Annotated in this window: 16 protein-coding genes; 7 read left to right on the top strand and 9 right to left on the bottom strand. The window is 74.8% G+C overall.

Annotation, left to right across the window (positions count from 1 at the left end; all coding sequences use genetic code 11):
- Positions 1–168: 168 nt before the first annotated feature.
- The 5 genes from UIS43_RS19640 to UIS43_RS19620 form a co-directional block, all read right to left on the bottom strand.
- Entirely contained in the window at positions 169–2,304 is a 2,136-nt protein-coding gene (locus tag UIS43_RS19640) for a protein kinase (RefSeq protein ID WP_370011197.1), read from the bottom strand.
- Positions 2,305–2,771: 467 nt separating this feature from the next.
- The gene (locus UIS43_RS19635) at positions 2,772–3,062 is read right to left on the bottom strand and encodes a hypothetical protein (RefSeq protein ID WP_126625027.1); all 291 of its coding nucleotides are present in this window, start codon (positions 3,060–3,062) and stop codon (positions 2,772–2,774) included.
- Between the two features lie 148 nt (positions 3,063–3,210).
- The gene (locus UIS43_RS19630) at positions 3,211–4,734 is read right to left on the bottom strand and encodes a hypothetical protein (protein WP_013156489.1); all 1,524 of its coding nucleotides are present in this window, start codon (positions 4,732–4,734) and stop codon (positions 3,211–3,213) included.
- A gap of 109 nt (positions 4,735–4,843) precedes the next feature.
- Complete coding sequence (locus UIS43_RS19625) at positions 4,844–5,473, bottom strand: YigZ family protein (RefSeq protein WP_013156488.1); 630 nt, start codon at positions 5,471–5,473, stop codon at positions 4,844–4,846.
- A 5-nt stretch (positions 5,474–5,478) separates the two neighbouring features.
- On the bottom strand, positions 5,479–6,018 hold the full coding sequence (locus UIS43_RS19620; protein ID WP_117198816.1) for a hypothetical protein: 540 nt from the start codon (positions 6,016–6,018) through the stop codon (positions 5,479–5,481).
- Between the two features lie 402 nt (positions 6,019–6,420).
- On the opposite strand from UIS43_RS19620, the gene UIS43_RS19615 reads away from it, so the two are divergent.
- The 6 genes from UIS43_RS19615 to UIS43_RS19590 all read left to right on the top strand — a co-directional run bounded on the left by UIS43_RS19615 (position 6,421) and on the right by UIS43_RS19590 (position 10,595).
- Positions 6,421–6,696 carry a hypothetical protein gene (locus UIS43_RS19615; protein ID WP_013156486.1) on the top strand — a complete coding sequence of 92 codons (276 nt, stop codon included), beginning with the start codon at positions 6,421–6,423 and terminating at the stop codon, positions 6,694–6,696.
- Positions 6,697–6,724: 28 nt separating this feature from the next.
- A complete protein-coding gene (locus tag UIS43_RS19610) occupies positions 6,725–7,012 on the top strand; it encodes a hypothetical protein (protein ID WP_013156485.1) in 288 nt (95 codons plus the stop codon).
- 196 nt (positions 7,013–7,208) lie between these two features.
- Positions 7,209–8,531, top strand: coding sequence for a hypothetical protein (locus tag UIS43_RS19605; RefSeq protein WP_013156484.1), 1,323 nt, complete (start codon positions 7,209–7,211; stop codon positions 8,529–8,531).
- A gap of 169 nt (positions 8,532–8,700) precedes the next feature.
- Positions 8,701–9,399, top strand: a complete 699-nt coding sequence (locus UIS43_RS19600; protein WP_358169419.1) for a helix-turn-helix domain-containing protein — start codon at positions 8,701–8,703, stop codon at positions 9,397–9,399.
- A 20-nt stretch (positions 9,400–9,419) separates the two neighbouring features.
- Positions 9,420–9,914, top strand: coding sequence for a DUF3291 domain-containing protein (locus tag UIS43_RS19595; protein WP_013156482.1), 495 nt, complete (start codon positions 9,420–9,422; stop codon positions 9,912–9,914).
- Positions 9,915–9,977: 63 nt separating this feature from the next.
- Positions 9,978–10,595 (top strand): superoxide dismutase family protein, encoded by a 618-nt coding sequence (locus tag UIS43_RS19590; protein WP_013156481.1) that lies wholly within the window; start codon positions 9,978–9,980, stop codon positions 10,593–10,595.
- 43 nt (positions 10,596–10,638) lie between these two features.
- Here UIS43_RS19590 and yidC read toward each other — a convergent pair whose 3' ends face one another.
- Positions 10,639–11,349 carry a membrane protein insertase YidC gene (gene yidC / locus UIS43_RS19585; RefSeq protein ID WP_013156480.1) on the bottom strand — a complete coding sequence of 237 codons (711 nt, stop codon included), beginning with the start codon at positions 11,347–11,349 and terminating at the stop codon, positions 10,639–10,641.
- A gap of 129 nt (positions 11,350–11,478) precedes the next feature.
- Entirely contained in the window at positions 11,479–11,769 is a 291-nt protein-coding gene (locus UIS43_RS19580; RefSeq protein ID WP_013156479.1) for a DUF6412 domain-containing protein, read from the bottom strand.
- A gap of 236 nt (positions 11,770–12,005) precedes the next feature.
- Here UIS43_RS19580 and UIS43_RS19575 point away from each other — a divergent pair, with 236 nt between their 5' ends.
- A complete protein-coding gene (locus tag UIS43_RS19575; protein WP_013156478.1) occupies positions 12,006–12,323 on the top strand; it encodes a hypothetical protein in 318 nt (105 codons plus the stop codon).
- Positions 12,324–12,339: 16 nt separating this feature from the next.
- Here the strand turns inward: UIS43_RS19575 and UIS43_RS19570 are convergent, their stop codons facing one another.
- Positions 12,340–13,302 carry a sugar kinase gene (locus UIS43_RS19570; RefSeq protein ID WP_013156477.1) on the bottom strand — a complete coding sequence of 321 codons (963 nt, stop codon included), beginning with the start codon at positions 13,300–13,302 and terminating at the stop codon, positions 12,340–12,342.
- Entirely contained in the window at positions 13,299–14,897 is a 1,599-nt protein-coding gene (locus UIS43_RS19565; RefSeq protein WP_370011187.1) for an amidohydrolase family protein, read from the bottom strand. Before UIS43_RS19565 ends, UIS43_RS19570 begins: the two co-directional genes overlap by 4 nt.
- Positions 14,898–15,058: the final 161 nt, after the last annotated feature.

Below are 15,058 nucleotides of genomic sequence, written 5' to 3'. Positions count from 1 at the left end.
CAGGAGGCGAAGGCCGGGGTGGCGTACATCATAGACCCCATAGGAACGTTTGTCCTGTTGTGGGGCTGATGACTTCCCGTGTCCGGAGCCGCACGATGGCGATGACGCGCCGGGGACGCGGATCTCCCCTGGTCACACGCTTTTCGGCGGAATCGGCGGGTGGTTCCGCTAGGCGCCCTCGTCCGCCGCTCCGCGGTCGGTGCAGACCTGCTCGGAGGGGGCGACCTCGTCGGTGGACTGGACCGCGACCACCCTGAAGCAGTACTCGACCTCGGGGTTCAACCCGCTGACCTCCACCTCGGCGACCCCCGCGTCGACGTCGGCCATGGTGGTGGACCCGGCACCCGTCGGGCCGCCGACCACGAAGTGCGGGGTGGCGCCGCCGGTGTTGTCGGTCCAGGACAGGGAGACGCTGTAGGTGTCGTCGGTCAACTCCACCCCGGTCGGGGCGATGTCCGCGACCGGGGCGGGCGTGTCCTCCCCGGCCGCGCCCTGGGCGGGCGGCGGGCCGGGGGGTTCCTCCTCCGCCGACCGGAACCCGTCCACGAGCACGAGGATCCCGGCCCCCAGCACCGTGAGCACCACCAGGGCGGCCCCGACCAGGGCCAGGACGCGCAACGGCCCCCGTCCCTCCCGGGAACCGGACCCCGGGAGGGCACGGGTGGGATCCTCGTGCGTCCACGTCCCGGGGGCGTTCCCGGGCACCGGGGACGGCGGACGCGGCGTCGGAGCCGAAGTCGGTGGACGCGGAGCGCTCCGGGACGGCGCCGGTGGAGGCCCGGCGGTCCGGTGCGGCGCCGTCCCGGTGGACCGGGCGTGGTGCCCGGAGCGGGGGAACCCGTGAGGGGCCGCGGCGGGGTCCGCCACGGGCGGCGCGGAGCCCGCCGGGGACAGCGCGCCCGCGGCCCGCGCCGCGGCGGGTGCCGAAGCGGCGCCGGTACGGCCGCCCGGGACCTCCCCGTCGCCCTCCACGGGCTCCGGGGACGCGGTGCGGTGTCCAGCGGGGGGGAAGCCGGTGGAGGCGGGGCCGCTGGAGGGGGAGCCGGTCGAGCCCTCGGGTTCGGGGTCCACCGGGCGCACGACGTCGGGCTCGGCCGGGACCGGGGAGTCCCACCAGGGATCCCCGTCGTCCTCCTCGCCGTCCTCCATCGCCGCCGGACTCTCGGCGACCCCCGGTCCCGACGCGCCCGGGGGCGTCCCGTCCGCACCGGGAGCTGCGGTGTCGGCCCCGGCCGCGTCGGCCGCGGCCGGTTCACCCGGGACCCCGGGCTCGGGCTCGGGCTCGTCGTCAACCTCCCACCGGGGAGCCTCGTCGCCCTCGTCCTCCGCCGCCTGGTCGGTCCGGACCGTGTCGGCCCGCCCCGCCTCCGCGGTTTCCGGCCGCGGCGCGACGGTGACGGCGGCCTCGGGCCCGGGTTCCGGACCGGACTCGGCGGGACTGGGCTCAGCTTCGAGCCCGGGCTCGGGTTCGGACTCGGAAGGGGCCTGCTCCAGCAGCAGCGCCTCGGCGAACTCCTCCACGCTCCGCGTCCGCCGCTCCGGGTCCTTGGCCATCGCGCGGCGCAGGACGGAGAGCAGCCACCCGGGCACGTCGTCCCGGGGCAGCACGGGCGCCGGAGCCGTGAGCAGACGGGACCGGTACTCCTCCAGCGTGACGAGCGCTTCCGCTCCGTCGTCGAACGGCGCGTACCCGGCCAGCAGGGCCCACAGGGTGGAGGCGAGCCGGTAGACGTCCGACCAGGGGCCGGGGGCGCCTCCGCGCAGCTCCTCGGGCGGGGCGTGCTCCAGGGCCGCCCTCGCGTAGTACACGGGTGGGAAGGGGTGGTCCCGGGGCAGCGCCGAACCGAAGTCGATCAGGACCGGTCCGTCGTCCGAGCGCAGGACGTTGGCGGGGGTCACCGCGTGGTGCAGCAGGTCGAACGCGTGCACGGCCCGCAGCGCCTGGGCGACGGCCTTCCCCACCGTGAGGACCTCGTCCACCGTGAGCGGACCGCCCCGCCCCAGGATCTCGGCGTAGCTGCCGTCCGGGCAGTCCTCCGTCACCACGTACGGTCGGCCCGACTCGGTGGTGCCGGACTGGAGCAGGGGTTGGACGCCCGGATCGGACGAGAACTCGTTCCACAGCTCGGCCTCGCCCGGCCGTCCGGCCCGCGGGCGCCGTCCGGGGAACTTGACCACCACGGGGGCGTCGTCGGGCGCGCGTCGGGCGCGGTACAGGACCGCGTCCGCGCCGCGGTACAGCGTCGTCAGGGAGTGCACGTCCGGTACGGGCGACGGCTCCGGAGCGGGTCGGCTTCTCCTCATTCCGTGCCTCCTGGCCTTGGGTGCCGAGAACGTCCTTCCGGGCGGCCGAGGGGCCTCCGCCCGCTACGGCGGGGCGGCCTCGGTAACCCGCGACCGGATCGTCCCACGACAGGGCCGGTCGTCCTCGGCTGGTGCCCGGCCGCCGACCGGGTACGGCCCCGGTTCGGGGGTGCGGCCGGCGGGAGCACGCGGACGCCGGTGGACCGGTCCCCGGCACCGTGCCGCCACCGCGGTGCGCGGCGGCAGGCGGTCGTCGGGGACGGGTGCGGCCGTGTCGGCCGGGGGCACGGCGCCGACCCCCGCACCGCTCTGGGAGGGTAGCGCATGGGCGTGACGCCCGGAAGGGGCCGGGGACCGGGGCCCGGCGGTGTTCGTGGTGACCGCTCCGCGGCGGGGTCAGGCGCTCGCCGCCGTGCTCACCGGCGGTACGCGGTCCCGGGCGTCCGGGCGCACGCGACCCCCACCGGTCACGTGGACCTTCCGTCCCTGTCGATACCCGTGTTCTGGCGGCGCCGCCAGTCCCTGCTGTTCTCCCCCGTCCTGCGACCGGTCACCGGTCTCTCGGCTTTCGAGGGCCGATCCGCCTCGGCCCTGTTGCGCTCCATGTTCCTCTCGATCGCCCGTTGGAGGAAGTTCTTCCTTCCTCCCACCTGGTTCGCGTCACGCGTGGCGGAGCCGCCCGAACCGCTCGTGCGGGACCCCTCGCTGCCGGGCGTCGGGTTCCGGGGCATGGGCTTGGGCTCGAAGGGGTTCTTCACGTACCTGCTCCCTCTCTCGCGGTGCGGCGGGGGCAGGGCCGTCTGCGGCGGAGTGTAACGAACGGAGTCGCCCCCGGGAAGGCACGTCGCCGGGTTCCCCGCGAGGAGCGGACACCGCCGGGCCCGGAGCGCGCTCCGGGCCCCCGGCTCACTCCGAGGGGGCGTCCGAGGGCTCCACCGACTCCTCCGCCTCCCCGGTCCCCTCCGCCTCGTCCGTGGGCGGACCGTAGACGAAGCGCTGCCGGTCGTGCACGAGGATGGCGTGCCCGCTCTCGGTGACCGCCTCCACATACGCCGGGAGCTCGTCCTCGACCACGTCCATCGTGACGGCGTCGAGCACCAGCTGCCGGTCCTGTCCGCCGCTGGCGCGGGAGTCCCCGTAGACGAGGCCGTCGAAGGCGAAGGCCGGGGAGATCGACCCCGCCTCCTCCTCCAGGCCCCACAGGACCTCTCCCCCGGTCAGGTCGACCGCGACCACCGGCGCCGCACCGCTGGCCTGGGGCAGCAGGAGGGTTCCGGTGGCCCCGTCGTAGAGGCTGCCCGCGACGCCGTCGGGGTCGAAGGCCCCGGCGACCGGGTTCGTGCCCGGCTCCTCCAGGGTCCACAGCAGGTCGCCGCTGTCGGGGTCGTGCGCGGAGAGGGTCGAGGGCGCCTCGGACCGGGCCCAGCGCAGCAGCAGGACGCCCTCTCCCCCGGGCTCGTCCTCCCCCGGGTCCTCCCCGTCCTCTCCGTCCCCGGCGCCCTCGGACGCGGACTCGCTCGCGGACTCCGACTCGCTCGCGGACTCGGTGGCGGGGTCCGGTTCGGGAAGCGTGTAGAAGCCGATCACCTGCGGCGCGGGAACCGGGGAGGAGGTGGGCAGGCCCAGTTCCTCGTCCTCACCGTCCACCGTCCACAGCTCCTCGCCCGCGGTGTCGGCGCCGACGGAGCGGGCGTGCAGGACGGGGCCTCCGGTGGCGAGCAGGACCAGATCCTCGCGCGCGGCCACGGGCACGCCCAGGGCCGGCTCCCCGGACTCCCGCGCCTCCTCGTCGGCCCCGGTCTCCCCGGGCCCGCCGTCGCCCTCGGCGGCCTCCTCCGGCTCGGCCGGAGCCTCGAACTCGTAGTCCCACAGCTCGCCGCCCCCGCCGTCGAGCAGCGAGAACGATCCGTGGGGCTCCTCCGCAGTCCACCCCTCGGGACGGCGTACGGCGAGGCCGTCGAGGTAGGCGTCGCCCTCCCGCGCCGGTTCCCACAGCCGCTCCCCGCGGGCGTCGAGGACGAACGGCAGACCGTCGGCGTCCGCCATGAGCAGCACCCGCTCGCCGTCGCGGTCGGTGCCGAAGCCGTCGAAGCGCGCCGCGCCCTCCCACAGGGTCTCGCCGGTGGCGGCGTCGTGCAGCAGGTGGCGGTCCTCGCTGCCGGAGCTGACCAGGAAGGCGTCGCCGACCGGGCTGATGCGCACGCCGAGGGGGTCGGCGAAGATCTCGTGGACGTCGGCGGAACCGCCGTGCAGGTAGCGCAGCACCTCGCCCTCGACACCGGGCGGCGCCTGCCCCTCGAACGCGGTGGGGACGGGGGCGGGTTCCTCGCCTTGAGGGGGCGCGGAGGGTTCCGGATCACCGGTGCACGCGGTGGCCAGCAGCACCGCGAGTCCACAGGTGAGGGCCCTGGGCACCCGTGAGCGGCGCATGGACGGTTTCTCCCCACGAACGATGACGTTTACGGCAAATCCTAAGCCGCGCCGCGGCGGGCGGACACAGGGAGAGCGAGTCGTTACAGCCATGGGACGTGGCGCGGGCTCAGGGCTCCACCTCCACGACCGTGGTCCCCCGCACCTCGAACTCCGCCTTCCCCCCGGTCAGCTCGGCCAGGCGGACCCCGAACCCGGGCAGGTCGGCCTCGGGCAGCGCCACCTCGATCCGGACCCTGTCGGCGTAGGCGACGTCGCGCACGGTCAGGGAGGAGTCGCGCAGGTCGCTCTCCAGACGCCCGCCGAGCACGTAGTCGGCGAACACGTCCACGACGAGGAGTTCGCGGCGCTCCAGGACCCCGAGGGCGTCCACGGCGGCGGACACCGCGTTGCCGTAGGCGCGGATCAGCCCTCCCGCGCCGAGCTTGACCCCGCCGAAGTAGCGGGTGACCACGGCGACGGTGTCGGTGATCTCCCGGCGCCGCAGCACCTCCAGCATGGGCAGTCCCGCGGTCCCGGAGGGCTCGCCGTCGTCGCTGGAGCGCTGGATCTCGCCCTGGTCGCCGAGCACGTAGGCGGTGCAGTTGTGGTTGGCGCCCCAGTGCTCCTTGCGGCGCTCGGCGATGAAGGCGCGAGCGGCGTCCTCGGTGTCCACCCTGGCCAGGGCGCAGACGAAGCGGGACCTGCGGATCTCCAGCTCGTGCTCGCCGCCTCGTCTGATCGTTCGCGTGCCGCCCACCCGGATCAGGCGTCCGCCAGCTGGGAGAGTGCCTGGCGATAGGACCTCAGGCGTTCGTCGATCTCCTCCGACCGGAACCGCTCGGGCGCTCCGGACCGAGCAGCGCTCTCCGCCCCGGAGGCGGATTCCCGCCGGGGGACCTCGACGTGACCGTCGGGAACGAACTCGCGCGGCTCCTCCAGAGCCGTGACCGCGTTCTCCATGAGGAGACGGGCCGCGGCGATCTCGTCGGAAGACAGCCCTGACACGTCAACCGGAACACGGGAGGCCGCGTCGTCGCTGACCCGGAGAAATTCCTCCGGCGCGATGATACGGGAGGGAGTTCTTCCGCCGATGGCTGGGTAAGGGACCTCTTCCGAGGTGTCGAGCGCGAACTCGAAACGCCCCGTCGCACCGCACCGATCACACCGGCCTTCGTGGACAACGAGGAAAACGTCTTCTCGCTTGTCCATTCCGCCGTCCAGTTCGAGACGGGGGCGATCGCAGGAACAGAAGTTTATGTCCAGATAGAGAAGGGCCTCTTCGACGGACCGCGCCAACAGCATGGAAACGAGTGTATACGACCGTACTCCCCGACCCCCCGAGCCCGTCCGCGGAACTGGAGGCCCGACCGCCGAACCCCGCCGGGGGCGGCGCCCCGTCCCCGGGAACGCTCCCCTCCCCGGTCCGGGACGCGGGAACCCGCGGACACACCCCGGGGAGAGCATGGGCGACGCGGATCACCCACCCCATTCCGAACCCCTCCACCAGCGTTCGCGTCACAAAGTCGGCGTCGAGCCCCGGAAATGTCTGCGTCACCGCCCATTCGGGCAGATCCCGAATCCCCTTCCCTCCCGACGAAGGATTGCCATCGGTTCGTTCTGCCACGGCCGAATGGCGCACATGCCAGGCGGCGAAGCGGCCCTGCACCTTTTCGGTGCGCACGGGACCGAGGGGAGGAACGACAGGTGGATGACGGCAAGGGCGCCGCAGCCGGAGAAACAGCGGGTACCGCACCCGATTCGGTGCGGAGCGGGGCCGGGCGACTCCCCGCGCACCGGGCGGGCCGCGCCTTCGTCAACACGATTTCCGAGAACCACGTCATCCACCTCTCCGACCGGCTGTCCGTCGGCGACATCCGCATGGTGCTCATCGAGCGGCTCCGCAGCCTCGTCCCCCAGCGGCGGCGCGCGGCTCGCGGCGCTCTCGGAGATCCCGGACCGGGCCACGCACGAGACCGGTGACGACGCCTCGCCGGGGGCCTCGCCGCTGGTGGACCGGAGCAACCGGCAGGAGGCCCCGCCGGAGAGCGGCAACGCCACCGTCGGCTTCGCGGCCACCGCCGAGCAGGCGGTACGCCTCGAACTGCACCGGGCCAAGAACGCCGGACACGTCCCGCTGCCCCCGCCCGGTGCCGCCGCTCCCGAACAGGCCAGGCCGAAGGTCTCCCTTCTCCGGCGCGGGATCAGGAAGGCGGCCCGCACCACGAGGACCGAGGTCTCCCGCCGCATCCACGGCACCACGCCGCCCAAGGACGGTCCGAGCCGCCGATCGCGCTGACGGACTCCGGACCGGTGCGCGCGTGCGCCCCGGCGCGGAGGCGTCGGGTGTTCCGCCCCGCCCGGCGGACCGCCTGTTGCAGCCGGTGCCGCGGACCCGGGCCTCCGGGGCGCGCGGGCGCCCCCGTGGCTATCATCCCCTCATCACGTGCCGGGGCTGCCCCTGCCCGGACCCCACCGGACGGATTGGACCCCCCGTGCAGGAGACTCATCCGCCGACCGACGCGCTCACCGCGCTCGCGGCGGCGTACGCCGAACGGCTCGACCGGCACACCCCCTTCTCCGGGATCTCCCGGGACGTTCTCCAGAGCGCGTTCGACGCCTGGCGCGGCACGCACCCGGACGCGGCGCAGACGCCGGAGCACGCACGCAGAGGGGTCTTCCGCTACGACCTCCGCAGGCCGGACGATCTGCGGGCGCTGGCCGACGCCCTGCTGAGCGTGGGCGACCCGCTGGCCGCGGCGGCCGTCCACGCCGAGCGGGCACGGCTGGAGGACCCCCTGAGCCGCGAGACCCGCACGAGGCGCGCGGAGACCGAGTACGTGGTGGCGGGCCTGTTGGAGCAGGCGGGCCGCCCCCATGACGCGCTCCGGGCGTACGTGTCCGCGGTCGAGGGGTTCGCCGCGGACCCGGGCCGCGCGGAGGCGGCCCGGGCGTGCCAGGAGGCGGCCCTGCGCATCGAGGGGGCGGAGGACGTCCACGCGGAGGCGAGCCGGGTCGCGCGGGAACGCAGGTCCGTGCACGCCGCGAACGCCGTGGCCGCCGAGCGGGCCCGGCGCGCCCGGGAGCTGGCCGGGTTCCACCGGGACGGCCGGTCCACGAACGGCGTCCACCGGCCGGAGTTCCAGAGCACCGACCGGCTCTTCGAGCTGCTCCGGCGGCACCTCGGGGACGAGGACCACGCGAAGGCGGAGGTCGTCTCCTGGGAGATAGCCGACCGCATGTCCCACCAGGAGCCCGGCTTCCTCTCCCTCCTCAACCAGACGACGCTCGCCGAGCTGCTGGAGGCACGGACCGCTCCGCACGCGGCCGAGGGGCTGCGGGAGGGCGTCTACCTCTCCTCCGTCCGGCTGTACGGGCACAGCGACCCGCGAACTCTGGAGGCGGCCCTGCGCTACGTCGACAACCTCAAGTCGACGGAGGCGTACGCGACGGCCTTCCGCGTCGCCCGGCACGCGCTGCGGAAGGCCTACGCCGGGCGCGTCCGCGAGGTGCTCCGTTCGCTGAGGCCCGGCCGCGGGGCCGCGCCCTCCGTGAGCGGGGAGCTGTTCCGCGCGGCGGTGCGGCCGCTGGAGCTGAGCGCCCAGCTCGCCGGTGCTCGCGCCGACCTGGCCGAGGCGGGCATGGAGGACCGGCGGACCTCGGAGCGGGTCCAGGGACCTCCCCGGCTCTACACGAACACCGGGCACCGGCTGCGGGACGCCTTCGGCGGACCCGCCAGGGGAGGCGGAGCACGAGGGGAAGCGCCCCGACCCCGCATGACGCTCCCCGGGCCGGGGGCCCGCCGTGCCCGCAGGTGAACCGCGGCTCCGGTCGCGCTGGAGGGGCCGGGGGTAGCGGCGCGGCGCCGCCCTCCCGGCTTCTCCACCGGGGAGGGCCGCGGGCGGCGGCCCGCTGTCCGCGACGGTGCCCGTCCCGCCGGACCCCGCCGGGGGGAGGGCGGTGTCGGGCCGCGCGGACAATGGGGGCATGGACGACTCCTCGATCGACGCCGCGCAGGCCCTCGCCGACCCCGTGCGCCGCAGGCTGTACGAGTACGTGGCGGCGGCGCACGGAGAGGTCAGCCGCGGCCAGGCCGCGGACGCCCTCGGCATCCAGCGCACCCTGGCCGCGCACCACCTGGACCGGCTGGCGGACGCGGGACTGCTGGAGGTGGCCCGCCGCAAGGTGAGCGGCCGCGAGGGGCCGGGGTCGGGCCGTCCGGCCAAGCTGTACCGGCGCGCGGACCGGGAGCTGTCGCTGCACCTGCCGCCGAGGGACTACGAGCTGGCCGCGCACGTGCTCGCGGAGGCGGTGGAGCGGCACGGGGCCGAGGAGGCCCTGCACGCCGCCGCCCGCGAGGAGGGCCGCCGCATCGGCGCGGAACACCGGGAGGAGCCCTTGGTGGACCTGCTGCGCGCCCGGGGCTACGAGCCCGAGGAGGGGGCGGCCCGCGCTCCGGGGGGCGGCTCCGGGCCGGACAAGGCCCCGGGGGAGGACGGCGGCGTGCGGCTGCTCAACTGCCCCTTCCACACCCTGGCGCGCGCCTTCCCCCCGCTCGCCTGCGGACTCAACCTGGAACTGCTGCGCGGCCTGTTGGAGGGGCGCGGCGAGGACGGTGCGGGGGCCCGGATGGACGCCCGTCCGGGCCGGTGCTGCGTGGTGATTTCCAAAAACAACGGACATTGACATAGAAGACCGGCCGTGGTGTGCTGTGTCCCGTGAACGAGACCTCCCCCTCCGGGTACCACCTGGCCCAGATCAACGTCGGCATCCTCAAGGCCCCCCTCGACGACCCCTCCATGGCGGGTTTCACCGCCCGCATCGACCCGATCAACGCGCTGGCCGACAGCGCCCCGGGGTTCGTGTGGCGGCTGGTGGAGGAGGGCAAGGAGGACGCCACCGGCCTGCGGCCCTTCGGCGGCGCCCTCCTGATCAACTACTCCGTCTGGCGGGACGTGGAGTCGCTGTGGAACTTCACCTACCGCAGTGAGCACCTGGAGCTGCTGCGCGGACGCCGGGAGTGGTTCGAGCACCTGCGGGAGGCGTATCTGGTCCTGTGGTGGATTCCCAGCGGTACGATCCCCACTGTCGAGGAGGCCGGAAGGCGCCTGGACCTGTTGCGCGCCGAAGGCCCCACCCCCGAGGCCTTCACGCTCAGGTCACCCTTCCCGCCCCCGACAGATCGCGTTCCGCACGCCTAGTCATCCCTCGGGTACCTTGGGTAGTCTTGCGGGCGTCCGTTGAGAGCAACCGGGAGTTCCGTCATGCGCATCACACCGTTCGCCGTCGGCCTGGCCCTGACCGCGACCCTCGCCGCCGGATGCGCGCAGCCCGATACCGCCGAGGACGGCGGCTCGGCCTCCCAGGAGTCCCCGCAGACCACGCCCAGCGCCTCCCCCAGCGTGACCGCTTCGATCTTCCTGCCGCCCGGCGAGGGCGCGGGCGCCATCACCTACGACGAGACCGCCGTGCCCGAGGGCGCCACTTCCGACGTGCAGGTGCGCGCCCAGGACGGGCAGACCCACGTGCAGTTCACCGGCACCAGCCTGGAGGGGGGCCGCGACTTCGGCGCCCACGTGCACACCCGGCCCTGCGGCGACGACCCGGCCGACGCGGGCCCCCACTACCAGAACGAGCTCGACCCGGCCGCCACCGAGGACGAGCCCTCCAGCGACCCCGCCTACGCCAACCCCGAGAACGAGGTCTGGCTGGACTTCACCACCGACGACGACGGCAACGCCCGCGCGACCAGCACGGTGGACTGGGAGTTCCGCGAGGGCGAGGCCCAGTCGCTGGTGCTGCACGAGCACCACACCCACACCGGCGAGGGCGAGGCGGGCACCGCGGGCGACCGCCTGGCCTGCGTCAGCGTGGACTTCTGACGGACCGGCGGTCCCCGGTCCGGTCCGGGGACCGCGCCACGGCTCAGTCCGGGACGACCCGGCGCAGCAGGAGCCGCTCCCCCAGCGCCCACGCACTGGAGGTCAGCAGGTACAGCCCCGCCGCCAGCGGCACGAACGCGGCGACCGCCACGGTCGTGAACTGCATGTAGGTCAGGAGGCCGGGGAGCTGGGGCCGGCCCGGGTCGGCCTCGGCGCCCGCCCGCATCGCGGGCAGCATGAGGTAGCGGCGGTTGGCCCAGGCCACGAGGGCGATCAGGGCCAGGAGCGCGGCGAACACGGCCGCCCCGCCCGCGCCGCCCGTCAGGGTCGCGCCCAGTTCGACGCCGCCGAAGGTGTGCGCGAGCATCTCCTCCTCACCGCTCCCCGCTCCGATGAACACGCCGTAGAGGGCGATCATGACGGGGACCTGGGCGAGGGAGGGCAGGCAGCCCGCCAGCGGGGAGGTGCCCGCCTCGGCGTAGACCCGGCGCTGTTCGGCGACGAGCCGTTCGGGGTTCCCGCGGTGCCGGGCGGTGATCTTCGCCAGCTGCGGGGCCAGGCGCGCGCGGGCCTTCTCGGCGCGGACCTGCACCACCCCGAGGGGGACGAGCAGGAGGCGCACGACCACGGTCAGGGCGACGACGGCCAGCCCGGCGGCCAGGCTTCCGGTGAGGGGGGTGAGCAGTGAGGTGAGGGCGGACAGGACGGTCGAGAGCAGGGTCATGGCGGCCGCGATCGGCCCGAGGCTGTACAAGGCGGGAAGGCCCTTCGTCCGGTGGGAGGGGAACAGACGTCGGGCCGCTCGTGACCGCGCCCGCACGGGGCGGAGCACACATCCGGGGCGCGGCGCGTGCGCGCACGCGCGAGCATGTCGGAGAAGGGGTCAGCGAGCGGCCGGAAGGGCCGCGCCGGGGGCTCTGGGACGGGGCCGTCCCGCCGCGTCGGGGTCACACAGGGTGAGTACGGGCAGGCGCGCGGACCTGCGGCGCATCGCGCGCACCGCGCCCGCGGCGGCGTCGCGCGCCGGGCAGGCCCAGGTGCCGCGCAGGACGTACCAGGCGACGGCCGCGCCGACGGCGGCGACCAGCAGCGCCAGGGAGCCGGGGACCGGCAGGAGTTCGGCGGGGACCACGCCCAGCATCAGGAACTCGAAGAACGCGAGAAGGAGGCTCACGGCGCCCTCACCTCCCCGTTCCGGTCGAACCGCATTCTACGCGCGGCGGCGGCGCCCCCACAACGCCCGGCCGCGCCCCGGGGCGTGCGGCAGCGGCGGCCGACGGGCGCAGAAATCCGCCGACACTCCGCCGGGGCTCCTCTCGGTTCTCGTGAAGCTGTAGCTAAATGACACAGAGTAACCAACTCCGTGCTCGCCGGGCGCCCCGTGCGGGCCGGCAGAGAAGGAGAGTTACCGTGCCGATCCGCCCTGCGAACCTCGCCACCATGTCCGCCACCATCGCCGGAGCGATCGCCGGGCTGTCGAGCAGACAGGACCAGGCTCCCCCGGTCCGGGTCACCTTCGAGTCCGGCTACCAGCAGACCGTGGAGAACGGGGGCTGCCGCACCCTCAAGACGGGGCAGGGGGGCGTCACCGGGATCTCCACGGAGAGCAGGGTCAAGTTCGCGCTCTTCGCGGGCACGAGCTGCCAGGGCAGCCGCGCGCTGGCCTCCGGACACGGCTCGGTGAGCTTCGGCGACCCGGTCCTGGCGGGCGCCATCGTCATCGGCTGAGGGCCGGGGCGGGCGCTCAGGCCCCCGCGGAGCCGCGGATCCGGGCGACGTCCGCGGGCAGGGCCTCCAGGACGTCCCCGGGAGAGCGCAGCACCGCGCCCGCGACCGCGTGGCCCAGGCCCAGCCGCTGTTCCACGGACAGTCCGTCCAGCAGGCCGGACAGGAAACCGGCGGCGAACGCGTCGCCCGCGCCCACCGCCTCGACCACGTCCACCGGCGGGGACGGCACGAACACCGCCCCCTCGGAGTCGAAGCAGGTCGCGCCGTGTTCGGCGTCCTTGACCACCAGGACCGGCACCTCGGGCAGCACCGCCCGCACGTCCTCGGCCGCCGGGGTGCCCCACAGCCGCTCGGCCTCGTCCCGGCCCACGAAGACCACGTCGGCGCGGCGGGCCAGGTCGAGCAGCACCGGCGCGGCGGTCCTGGCCCCCCACAGCGCGGGCCGGTGGTTGACGTCGAAGGAGCGCAGCGCGCCGTTCCCGGTCCGCCGGTCCAGCAGGTGCTCCACGAGCGCCGCGGCGCGCGCGGACAGGGCCGGGGTGATGCCGGACAGGTGGATCACCCGGGGGTCGCGCGCCCACACCCGCTCGGCGTCGGCGGCCGACAGCGCGGAGGCGGCCGAGCCGGCGCGGTAGTACAGCACGCCCGCGCCGCCGGGGCCGGTGTCCTTGACGTACAGGCCGGTGGGGCGCTCGGGGTCCACCTCCACGCCGGTCACGTCCGCGCCGCACCCGGCGACGGCACCGGTGACGATGCGGCCGAAGGGGTCGTCGCCGACGCGGCTGACCCAGGCGGCGGTGTGCCCCAGGGCCGTCAGGGCGACCGCCACGTTGGACTCCGCGCCGCCGGTGCCCACGATCAGCTTCGTTCCGGCCGCGAGCGCCTCGGCCGAGGCGAGCACCGCCATGGTCTCGCCGACGCAGACGGCGTCGGCGCTGCTGGTCGGCCCGCTCCCCGCGGGGGTCGGGTGCTCGCTCATCGGCGGTTCCTCCGGACGGATCGGCCGGGCAGGCGGTCGGTGCGGCGGCCGTCCCGGACGGTGAAGTCACCCGACACGAGGACGTGGTGGATGCCCCGGGGGGCCAGGCGCGGTTCCTCGTAGGTGGCGAGGGCGTCCACGGTGGCGGGGTCCAGGACCACCAGGTCGGCGACGGCGCCGGCCTGGATGACGCCGCGGTCGGTGAGGCCGAGTCTACGCGCGGGCCGGGAGGTGAGGTGGCGGACGCACTCCTCCAGCGTGAGCACGCCGAGTTCGCGCACGTAGTGGCCCAGGTAGCGGGGGAAGGTGCCCCAGCCGCGCGGGTGCGGCCTGGCGCCGACGAGGATGCCGTCGCTCCCGGCCGTGTGGGAGCTGTGTCGCATGATGGTGCGGATGTTCTCCTCGTTGCCCACCTGGAGCAGGCAGCCGCTGCGCAGCTCGTCGGCCACGAGCAGGTCCATGTAGAGGTCGCCGGGGAGTCGGCCGCGCGTGCGCGCGAGGTCGGCGACGGAGGATCCGACGGCCCAGGACAGCCCGGGGTCGGCGACGCCGGTGACGACGATGGCGGACCAGTCCATGGGGACGCCGTGGTTGCCGTCGGTGCCCTCCTCCTCGATCTCGCGCAGGACGCGCGCGCGGGTGGGGGCGTCGCGCAGGCGCTCCAGGGTGGCGGCGGTTCCGCCGACCTGCACCCAGCTGGGCAGCGGGGCGCCCAGGTGGGTGGCGCTGGCCCGGTAGGGGTAGCTGTCGAGGGTGACGTCGAGGCCGTAGTGGACGGTGGCCTCGTCGATGGCGTCCAGGACCTCGGGGGCGCGGCCCCGGTTCTGCGGGAAGTTGACGTGGCAGTGCGCCAGGTGCAGGGCGACCTGGGCGCGACGCGCGGTCTCCAGGCACTCGCGGTAGGACTCCACGACCCGGGAGCCGTAGTTGCGGTGGTGGGGGCAGTAGTAGCCGCCCGCGGCGCGGACGGGTTCGAGGAGGGCGACGATCTCGTCGTCGGTGGCGTACATGCCGGGGGTGTAGGTCAGGCCGGTGGACAGTCCGTGCGCGCCTTCGGCCATGCCCCGGGCGACGATCCGGCGCATGCGGTCGAGTTCGTCGTCGGTGGGCGGGCGGTCCTCGCCGCCCAGGACGGCCATGCGCACGTTGCCCTGGGGGACGAGGACGGCGGCGTTGACGGGGGCGCCCGCGTCGATCCGGTCGAGGTACTCGCCGACGGTGCGCCAGGAGTGGTCGAGGTCGGGTCGGCCGTTCCACGCGGCGAGCTGGGCGCGCAGCTCCCCGGCGGTGTCGTCGGTGACGGGGGCGTAGCCGAGCCCGTCCTGGCCCAGGACCTCCAGGGTGACGCCCTGGAGGGTCTTGGCCTCGTGCGCGGGGTCGGCGAGGACGGCCAGGTCCGAGTGGGAGTGCATGTCGACGAACCCCGGGGTGACCGCGAGTCCCTCCACGTCCACGACGACGCCCGTGGTGCGCGCGCCGCCGGGTGGGACGATGTGGGCGATGCGGCCGTCGCGGAGGACGAGGTCGGCGCGGCGGGAGGGACCGCCGGTGCCGTCGACCACCAGTCCGCCGGTGAGTACGGTCTCGGAATGCACTGTTCCTCCGTTCGACGTACCGGTCACCCCGGCGCGGCGCGCGGCCGACCGGTGTCCGGTGTGGCCAAGATACGCTGCCCGGAAGAAAATTGGTAACTTTGTTGCCAGTAAAGCGCCCGTGAAACGGCACGGGCACCGGTGCGCGCACGCGCCGCCGGAGC

The organism is Nocardiopsis sp. LDBS0036, from assembly GCF_041228755.1.
Lineage (GTDB): Bacteria > Actinomycetota > Actinomycetes > Streptosporangiales > Streptosporangiaceae > Nocardiopsis > Nocardiopsis dassonvillei.
The sequence above is the reverse complement of the archived record's forward strand: the minus strand, read 5'-3'. Positions and strand labels throughout refer to the sequence as shown.

What these genes read in the sequence shown, in the direction of transcription:
- UIS43_RS19640 (WP_370011197.1), bottom strand. Translation starts at nt 2,304, where the DNA reads ATGAGGAGAAGCCGACCCGCTCCGGAGCCGTCGCCCGTACCGGACGTG.
- UIS43_RS19630 (WP_013156489.1), bottom strand. Translation starts at nt 4,734, where the DNA reads ATGCGCCGCTCACGGGTGCCCAGGGCCCTCACCTGTGGACTCGCGGTG.
- UIS43_RS19570 (WP_013156477.1), bottom strand. Translation starts at nt 13,302, where the DNA reads ATGAGCGAGCACCCGACCCCCGCGGGGAGCGGGCCGACCAGCAGCGCC.
- UIS43_RS19600 (WP_358169419.1), top strand. Translation starts at nt 8,701, where the DNA reads ATGGACGACTCCTCGATCGACGCCGCGCAGGCCCTCGCCGACCCCGTG.
- UIS43_RS19590 (WP_013156481.1), top strand. Translation starts at nt 9,978, where the DNA reads ATGCGCATCACACCGTTCGCCGTCGGCCTGGCCCTGACCGCGACCCTC.
- UIS43_RS19620 (WP_117198816.1), bottom strand. Translation starts at nt 6,018, where the DNA reads ATGCTGTTGGCGCGGTCCGTCGAAGAGGCCCTTCTCTATCTGGACATA.